Here is a 7,895-nt window from a genome sequence, read left to right on the forward strand (position 1 = left end):
AACTTTGGAGTTATTTTGAAAAAGTTTAACTGGGATGAGAATCCAGAGCTTAATATTACGCCTTTAGTGGATATTATGCTCGTGCTTTTGACAATTTTAATGGTAACTGCACCTGTTATTACTTATCAAGAAGAGATTGTTTTACCTCAAGGCTCTAAGACTTCAAAAATCGCAGAAGATTCAAAGATTGAAATTCGTATTGATTTAAAAAGAAATATTTACCTTAATAGCGATGTTTTTACTTTTGATAGCTTTCCTGATGGTTTCAATATTTTTGCTAATGCCTATGATAAAAACACCCAAGTATATATTAGGGCGGACAAAGATTTGAAATATGATGATGTTATTTATATTTTAAAAATAGCCAAACAAACAGGTTTTAATAGGGTTTCATTAGTAACTGATGGGTAAATTTACTTTATTTCTTATAAGCGGTGGCATAGCTATTGTTGGCTATGTTTGTCTTATTCTTTTTTTTATTACGCATTTTAATGATTCTAGCAAACCAATAGCAAAATATACAGCTTTTAAAGAAACAGCATTTCATATAGATTTCCTTGAAGAACAAAAACCAAAAATAGAAACAAAAGTAAGTATTAAGAAAGCCGAACCTAAAGTTAAAGATATTCCCATAGAAGATAAAAATACTTCTAAAACTCCTAATGTTGGACTGGGAATTAATGATTTATTCCAACAAGTGGAGACTAAACAACCGCTTAAAAAAGAGGTATTAAAACCCCAAAGTCAAGATGATAAAATCGCTAAAAAAAAGCAATCTCGTGAGAGTATCCAAAAAGAAGATAATCTCAATAGCGAATTAGAAAAAATACTAGCCAATTTAGAAGTCAAAAAAACAATGAGTTTTGCTCCCCCTAAAGGAGAGTATGATGAGTTTTATGCAAAAGTGCAAGAAATTTTGTATAAAAATTGGAATCCTATATGGAATAAGAATCAATATGAAGCAGAAGTGCAAATTAGTATTGATAGTGTAGGAAAATTTTCTTATTCCATTGTAAAGTTTTCTGGAGATCTGGAATTTGATACAGCTTTACAAGAGTTTTTAGATATAATGCTGACACAAAAATTTCCAAGATATGAGGGCGGAAATCAAACAAATATTATTGTAACTTTTAAAACAGAGGTATGAAATATGAGAGGACTATACATTGTTCTTATTTTTTGCAGCCAATTAATTTATGCTAATGTTGATGCAACTTTAGAAGTGGTAAAAAAATTTGGAAGACTTCCTAATATTTTAGTGCAGACTATAGGAACAGATTATTATCAGAAAGAATATGGTTTAAAAATCTTTAAAATGCTTGTTGCTGATTTAAAAGTCATTGGGCATTTTACCATTCAAGAAGAGAAACAAATTATTACAAATGGAATGGTTTTTAATTTTGATGAATACCGCTCTCAAAAAATTGACTTAATCGCAAGAATCTATACAGAAACATTAAAAGATGGAGGATTAAAAGTTAATTTGCAGCTTTATGATATTAATTCTGGAAATGTAGCCCTTAATAAAGAATATAGCACTAAAAAACCTGATTCTTATCCTTTTTTGGTGCATAAAATGGCAGTGGATATTAATCAATACACCCAAGCTCCCGATGTAAGCTGGTTAGAGAGAATGGTTGTATTAGCGCATTATACAAAGCCCGGAGAAAGTGAGATTTTATTAGCAGATTATACATTGACACATAAAACTAAGGTTATCACAGGGGGTTTAAATGTCTTCCCAAAATGGGCTAATGAAGAGCAAAGTGCTTTTTATTATACAAAGTATTTAGATAGACCCACACTTTTTAAATACGACTTGCAAACCGGAGAAAATACTAAGATTTTGACAAGTGAGGGTATGTTGGTGGCTTCCGATGTGAGTAAAGATGCTCAAAAAATACTTTTAACAATGGCTCCTAGCGAACAAGCGGATGTTTTTTTATACGATATTCCAACAGCACAATTAAAGAAATTGTCAAATTATAGGGGTATTGATGTAAGTGCAAATTTTATCGAAGAAGAAAAAAGAGTGATGTTTATTTCTGATAGATTAGGGTATCCTAATGTATTTGCTATGCCAGTTGCAGGAGAAACAGCAGGGAAGATAGAGCAAATGGTGTTTCACGGCAGAAACAATAATGCCGCTAATGCTTTTGGGGATTATATTGTTTATTCAAGCCGTGAAAGTAATGAGGCTTTTAATCCTAATACCTTTAATCTCTATTTAGTTTCTACTAAAAGTGATTTCATCAGACGTTTAACCGCCAATGGAGTGAATCAACTACCGCGTTTTTCGCGAGATGGAGAAACCATTATGTATATTAAACACGAAGCTAATCAAAGTGCATTAGGAATTATACGTTTAAATTATAATAAAACTTTATTGTTTCCTTTGCGAGATAGTGTGATTCAATCTATGGATTGGTAAGAGAAGTTTTGTAGCATTTTATTGAATAATGTGTTATAATCCGCAGATTTAAATCAAAAACAATTAGGGAGAAAGATAATGAAAAGACTTTTAGTTTTAAGTTCATTAGTGGCTGTTTTGTTAATAGCTGGTTGTAGTCAAAAAGCAAGTGTGCAATCAAGTTCATCAAATAATAGTGGTTCGTATGGGCAAGGTGTAAATAATGGCAAGGGCTATGTAGCGGGTAAAGATAGTTTCGCAACCTTAGAAGAGAGGGTAAATTATGTAGATAGTAATTTAGGAAATGTTTTTTTTAATTTTGATCAATTTACTATTCGTCCAGATATGCAAAAGGTAGTGGATAATAATGTAGATATTTTGCTATCCCCTGCAGTTGGCACATTATCTGTAAGGATTGAAGGTAACACCGATGAGTGGGGAACTGATGAATATAACTATGCTTTAGGTTTAAAAAGAGCGGTAGCGGTTAGGGATTCCCTTGTAGCCAAAGGTGTCAGTCAAGATAAAACAATCCTTGTAAGTTATGGAGAGAGTAAGCCGACTTGCACTTCAAAAACTAGAGAGTGTTGGGCAGAGAATAGAAAAGTAACTTTTAAAATGTTGCCATAAGGTTTAATAAATTGCGAAAAATTTTTCTTATAGGCATTATTTTTAGTATTGCTCTTTCACAAGAGCCATCAGCTTTTAACTCTGGTGGTTCTGCTAGTGAAAAGAGTGAAACAAAATTGATAAATGAAAAACTTTTTAATCTTTCTGCCAAGATAGATTCCCTTGATGAATCACAAGAAGGCTTAAAAAGTGTTTTTGATGGGCAAATACAGAGAATACAAGATGTTGCTAATAAAATCAATACAATGCAAAGCGAAAATAACACAGTGATGACAGATATACGCAACCATGTTGATACAAATTTTGCACTACAAAACGAAAATATTGAGAATCTTAAAAAAAGTATTACCGCTTTGAGTGAATTATTAGCCAAAAATAATGCTTACCTTAAAGAAGAGATTCAGGGCTTAAAAAATGAAATGCACGATTTAATGTCAAAAGAAACATCTAAGCAAGAAAACTCAATAACCTCAAACAATATAAAAGACTCTAATCCCACACAAAAGACAGACAAACAAGCCCCTCAAAACGATAAAGAAAACAACAAACAAAGCAAAAATGGCGAAAATAAGGAAAATCTTAAGCAAGAGAACCTAATAGCTTCAAACAATAATCCAAAAGACACCGGTCCTAACAAACAAGCCTCTCAAAATGAGAAACAAAGTGAAAAACAAAGCGAAAATAAGGAAAATAAGGAAAATAAGGAAAACCCTAAGCAAGAGAACCCAATAGCCTCAAACAATACAAAAGACTTTAATCCCACACAAAAGACAGATAAACAAACTCCTCAAAATGATAAACAAAGCAATAAACAAAACGAAAAACAAAGCGAAAAACAAGACAAAAAACAGAACAAAAACAACGAAAGTATCGCAAGTGTTGATTCTAAGCAAGATTTAGAAAATACCATAGCTTTAAATAGCAAACAAGATAACAGCCAAGATGATAATAAAAATGCAAATGCTGATAAAGCACCTAAAATGCAAGATGATTCTAAATTAGTGGCAAAAGACAAAAAAGAATCCCCCAAAGAAAAAAAAGACACACAAGATACCCAAAGAGAAAAAATTTTAGAAGAGCTTAAAAATAAAGAACTTGCATTAGTGTTCAAAGAGGGAGAAGAGTATTTAAAAGCTAAGAAATATGAATTAGCTAATGAATACTTGCAATTTGCAGTTAAAGGACATTATAAACCAGCAAGGGGTAATTACCTATTAGGAGAAATTGCATTTGCTCAAAAACACTATCAAGACGCTATTTATTATTATAAAGTAAGTGCGACGCGTTATGATAAAGCAGATTATATGCCAAATCTAATGCTAAATAGTGCAAAATCTTTTATTAATATTAAAGAAAAACAAAATGCAAAACGTTTTTTGGAGACATTAATACAGCTTTATCCAGAAGCAAAAGAAGCAGAAGAATCCAAAAAGATTCTATCAAATTTATAGGAGAAGTTTATGATTAGTAATAACCAAGTTGTAAGTATTGAATACCAAGTCAAAGAAGATGGCACAGAGAATATTTTAGATTCTAATATAGGAGGACAACCTTTAGAATTTATTATGGGTAAAGGTGAAGTGATTAAAGGATTAGAGAATGCGGTTGCTAAAATGTCCGTAGGCGATAAGCAAGAAATTGTTATTGCGCCTGTTGATGCTTATGGCGAATACATTTCAGATTATGTCCAAGAAGTTCCAAGAGAGCAATTTGTAGGGATTGATTTACAAGCGGGAATGACTCTCTTTGGGCAAGGGGATAATGGACAAACAGTTCAGGTAATTGTTAAAGATTTTAATGATGATGTAGTGATTGTTGATTACAATCATCCTTTAGCGGGTAAAACTTTGAGTTTCGCAGTAACCTTATTAGATGCTAGAGAAGCCACAGAAAAAGAATTAAGTTATGGATTGCACGCTAATCATAATGGCGGTGGAGGATGTTGTGGCGGTGGAGGATGTGGCTGTCATTAATCTTTAGTAAAAGTTTGATAAGAAAATGAGCCTTTCTTTTTCTTATGCCTATACCCACTCTGCTATTGATTTTTATTTTAAACAAACCCCAAGAGATTTTGTCGTAGAAGAGATTCCGCTTTATCCCTTTAGCGGAAGCGGTGGGCATTTGATTCTTAAATTGCGCAAAAAAAATATTACAACCTTTGAAATGTTAAAAGTTTTTTCCTCCCATTTGGGTATCAAAGAAAGCGAAATAGGCTATGCCGGACTTAAGGATAAAGATTCCTTGGCAATCCAGCATATTAGCTTACCTAGCCTTTATGAAAAAAGACTAGAATCTTTTTTTGATAATCGCATTAAAATTTTAGAAACAACTAAACACTCAAATAAAATCAAAATCGGACACCTTAAAGGGAATAGATTTTTCATTCGCATAAAAAAACTAAATCCACTCAATAGCACGAAAATCTCCGAAGTGATTTCACAAATAAAAACTTATGGAATCCCCAATTATTTTAGCTATCAACGATTTGGTAGAGACTTGGATAATTATTTATTAGGGGAGTCTATCGTGGAGGGAAAGAAAAAAATGCGTAACAAAAAGCTAAAAAACTTTTTTATAGGAGCTTATCAAAGCTTTCTTTTTAACCAATGGCTTTCTTTAAGGATTGATTTATCCCATTTATTAAAGCTTGAAGAAGATTTCAAAGAAGTGTTGGTGGCTTATCTCCATACGCAAGAGATACCTGAATGTTTCAAAGATAAACAATATTGCAAAACAATCAAAAACCAACCCCATTTTTTTAAGCTCTTTAGCGGAGATATTATGTGCCATTATCCTTTTGGTAGAAATTTCACTACAAACGATACGAGTCTTTATGAGGATTCGTATCGTTTTTTAAACAAAGATATTTCTATTATGGGGTTATTAGGGGGGGTAAAAATGCAAACGACACAAGATCTAGCTGGTTTTTTTGAAAAAAATTTTATAGACAAAAGAATAACAAGTGTTGGACAAAGAAGATATGCGTGGATTTTTGTAGAAGATTTAGAATTTGTTTATAACAAAGAAGAAGCACAAGGGGAGTTTAGCTTTTATTTACCAAAAGGTGCTTATGCGACAAATCTTTTACGAGAAATCGCTCATAATGAGGTTATGCAAGTAGAAGCGAGGGAAGAAAAATATTTGGAATAAATATATTTGGAATAAATATATTCGCAGGAAGTATGTCTGAAGGAGAAGTATGTTTGAAAGAGTAATTGCAGAAAATCATTTTAAAACCCAATGCGTTATTGTGCTATATATTGCTATTTTTGTCTTTATTGGATTGCTTGTAGATATTGTTCGTATAAATGCCCCCTCACTTGCATTTGGCTTTTATGTCCTAATAACTTTCCAGCAATTCCCTGTGGTTACCCTTTGTCTTTTATTCGTAGCAAGTGGAATTGTTTTAGTGGTTATTAATAATTTCAAAGGGATTTTATTAAGTGGTAATGAATATAAAGAAATCCAATATGGTTATGAGCTAAGTAATCAAGAGAGAGAATTAAGCAGAATCTTAGATGAATTAGTCCAAGAAGCAAGATTGCATTATAGACCCAAATTATATTTAATGGAAGCCCCATTTATGAACGCTTTTGCAAGTGGTTGGAGGGAAGATAATGCACTAATAGCACTCACCACCACACTTGTTAAAAACCTCCAAAGAGAGGAGTTAAAGGCGGTGATAGCACACGAGTTAAGCCATATTCGGCACGGAGATATTCGGCTTACACTAATGGTGGGGGTTTTAAGCAATATTATGCTTTTAGTTGTGAATTATGGAGTTTATATGTTTTTGGGTGGCTCAAGAGAGAGAGGAGCAAATATTGCAAGAGTTATATTGATAGCTTTACAATTTATTTTGCCCCTTTTAACCATAGTTTTGCAGATGTTTTTAAGCAGAAGTAGAGAATATATGGCAGATTCTGGAGCAGCTTATTTAATGGGCGATAGTAAGCCTATGATTAAAGCCTTGCAAAAGATTAGCAATCATTATGCGCAATCAGATTTTAGCGCAAGTGATAATAACCCAACTAGAGCGGCACTTTATATTTTTGATACTAAAGAAATATTTAGCACACACCCAAGTATTGAAAATCGGATTAAGGCTTTAATGAATAGGTAGATAAAATAGGGCAGGTAAGATATGGAAGAGAGTATTAAAAAGTTTTTTGATTATATTGGAGAAGACAGAGCAAGAGAGGGATTATTAGATACTCCTAGTCGAGTTATTGAAAGTTGGAAGCATTTATATAGTGGATACAAAAGTGATCCTAAAGAGATTTTAGGCACCGTTTTTAGTGATGGGGCTTGTAATGAAATGGTGATTTTAAAAGCAATAGAGTTTTATTCGGTATGTGAGCATCATTTATTACCATTTTTTGGCAAAATCTCCATTGGTTATATTCCCAATTCAAGAGTGGTAGGAATCTCAAAGTTAGCACGATTAGTTGAAGTGTATTCAAGGCGATTACAAATCCAAGAAAAGATGACAACGCAAATAGCGGATACATTAATGGAAGTGCTACAACCTAAAGGAGTTATGGTAGTAGCGGAGGCACAGCATATGTGTATGATAATGCGTGGAGTAGAAAAACAAAATAGCATAATGGTAACAAGTGCTATTAGGGGTCTTTTTAAAAAAGATATTAGAACAAGAGAAGAATTTATGGGGCATATTCGTTAAATTAAAATAATTAATTTTTATTTTAGGAGAATTTAGATAGTCTAGCAGACTTTTAAGTGAGGCTTTATATAGTAATTAATCCAAATTAAGGGAGGCATAGCTTATGAAATATATTCCATTAAATAACCAATACCATACTTTATACCCGGGCGGGGGGGGCAAAAAGGAGAG

Annotated in this window: 9 protein-coding genes; all 9 read left to right on the plus strand. The window is 32.7% G+C overall.

The window, feature by feature from the left end; all coding sequences use genetic code 11:
- Positions 1 to 12: 12 nt before the first annotated feature.
- The 9 genes from C6H18_RS00590 to folE all read left to right on the plus strand — a co-directional run bounded on the left by C6H18_RS00590 (position 13) and on the right by folE (position 7,724).
- Positions 13 to 411, plus strand: coding sequence for a biopolymer transporter ExbD (locus tag C6H18_RS00590; RefSeq protein ID WP_104721183.1), 399 nt, complete (start codon positions 13 to 15; stop codon positions 409 to 411).
- Positions 404 to 1,147, plus strand: coding sequence for a TonB C-terminal domain-containing protein (locus tag C6H18_RS00595; RefSeq protein ID WP_104721184.1), 744 nt, complete (start codon positions 404 to 406; stop codon positions 1,145 to 1,147). The genes C6H18_RS00590 and C6H18_RS00595 overlap by 8 nt, the downstream gene beginning before the upstream one ends.
- A gap of 3 nt (positions 1,148 to 1,150) precedes the next feature.
- Complete coding sequence (tolB, locus tag C6H18_RS00600) at positions 1,151 to 2,431, plus strand: Tol-Pal system protein TolB (protein WP_104721185.1); 1,281 nt, start codon at positions 1,151 to 1,153, stop codon at positions 2,429 to 2,431.
- A gap of 78 nt (positions 2,432 to 2,509) precedes the next feature.
- A complete protein-coding gene (locus tag C6H18_RS00605; RefSeq protein ID WP_104721186.1) occupies positions 2,510 to 3,040 on the plus strand; it encodes an OmpA family protein in 531 nt (176 codons plus the stop codon).
- A gap of 11 nt (positions 3,041 to 3,051) precedes the next feature.
- A complete protein-coding gene (locus C6H18_RS09525; protein ID WP_199770093.1) occupies positions 3,052 to 4,491 on the plus strand; it encodes a hypothetical protein in 1,440 nt (479 codons plus the stop codon).
- Between the two features lie 9 nt (positions 4,492 to 4,500).
- On the plus strand, positions 4,501 to 5,013 hold the full coding sequence (locus tag C6H18_RS00615; RefSeq protein ID WP_104721187.1) for an FKBP-type peptidyl-prolyl cis-trans isomerase: 513 nt from the start codon (positions 4,501 to 4,503) through the stop codon (positions 5,011 to 5,013).
- A 25-nt stretch (positions 5,014 to 5,038) separates the two neighbouring features.
- A complete protein-coding gene (gene truD / locus C6H18_RS00620; protein ID WP_104721188.1) occupies positions 5,039 to 6,190 on the plus strand; it encodes a tRNA pseudouridine(13) synthase TruD in 1,152 nt (383 codons plus the stop codon).
- A 49-nt stretch (positions 6,191 to 6,239) separates the two neighbouring features.
- The gene (htpX, locus tag C6H18_RS00625) at positions 6,240 to 7,163 is read left to right on the plus strand and encodes a zinc metalloprotease HtpX (protein ID WP_104721189.1); all 924 of its coding nucleotides are present in this window, start codon (positions 6,240 to 6,242) and stop codon (positions 7,161 to 7,163) included.
- Positions 7,164 to 7,184: 21 nt separating this feature from the next.
- Complete coding sequence (gene folE / locus C6H18_RS00630; protein ID WP_104721190.1) at positions 7,185 to 7,724, plus strand: GTP cyclohydrolase I FolE; 540 nt, start codon at positions 7,185 to 7,187, stop codon at positions 7,722 to 7,724.
- The last annotated feature ends 171 nt before the right edge of the window (positions 7,725 to 7,895 follow it).

The sequence above is a fragment of the Helicobacter mesocricetorum genome (assembly GCF_900198605.1).
In the GTDB taxonomy this organism is placed as follows: domain Bacteria; phylum Campylobacterota; class Campylobacteria; order Campylobacterales; family Helicobacteraceae; genus Helicobacter_D; species Helicobacter_D mesocricetorum.